This window comes from Ligilactobacillus pobuzihii E100301 = KCTC 13174, from assembly GCF_000349725.1.
Taxonomy (GTDB): domain Bacteria; phylum Bacillota; class Bacilli; order Lactobacillales; family Lactobacillaceae; genus Ligilactobacillus; species Ligilactobacillus pobuzihii.
This window is the reverse complement of the sequence record NZ_KB714700.1, coordinates 1-770: the sequence shown is the minus strand read 5'-3', so window position 1 is coordinate 770 and position 770 is coordinate 1. Positions and strand designations below refer to the sequence as shown.

At 43.0% G+C, this 770-nt stretch carries 1 protein-coding gene; it reads left to right on the top strand.

The genetic code is table 11. The features are described from left to right. Positions 1-770 (top strand): IS4 family transposase (locus tag LACPOB_RS0108595; protein ID WP_017868435.1); only part of this gene is annotated, 770 nt, incomplete at both ends.

The following is a 770-nucleotide window of genomic DNA, read 5'->3' as shown; positions in this document are numbered from 1 at the left end:
TTTTAGAGCCGAAAAATCAACTGCTTTCTCAAAGCGGACCGTCCGCAACTGTCTGAATAACGCTCATACTAACTGGCAACGACTGGTCCGACTTGTTGGGGGCCAATTGATCGAGTATGTTCAATACTTTACCGACTCTCGTCGGCGCCAAGCACTAATTATTGACGATTCCTTATTTAAACGCGAGTTTTCTCAGAAAACAGAATTATTAGCTCGGGTTTTCGATCATGACAAGCAACGCTATTTTAAAGGCTTTCGGGCATTGACCTTAGGTTGGAGTGACGGCAATACCTTTTTGCCCTTACATTTTGCCTTGATGTCTTCACGAAAACCTAAAAACCAATTAGGCAGCTTTAAAATGACTGATCAGCGGTCTTTATCTGGTCGCCGTCGTGCACAAGCAGTGCGTAAAATGAATGATGTCGCACTTGAGCTAGTAGATGACGCCATTGCGTCGGGGATCAAAGCTAAATATATCCTCTTTGACAGTTGGTATGCTTCCCCACGGATGTTCGCTGAATTGCTAAAGCGTCAGCGTGACGGGATCGGTATGTTAAAAAAAACTAAAAAAATGTACTTTCGTTATCGTGGTCGTGAAATGGACGTTAAAAGTCTGTATGAAATTCTGCGACGTAGTAAGTGGTCAACTAAGTCCCGGTATTTATACAGTTCAGTTGTCTCATTTCAAGTGGACAATCAGGAGATGCCCATGAGATTAGTTTTTGTCGCTAAACGCGGTAAAGCGGACCAATATTTAGTTTTAGCGACCA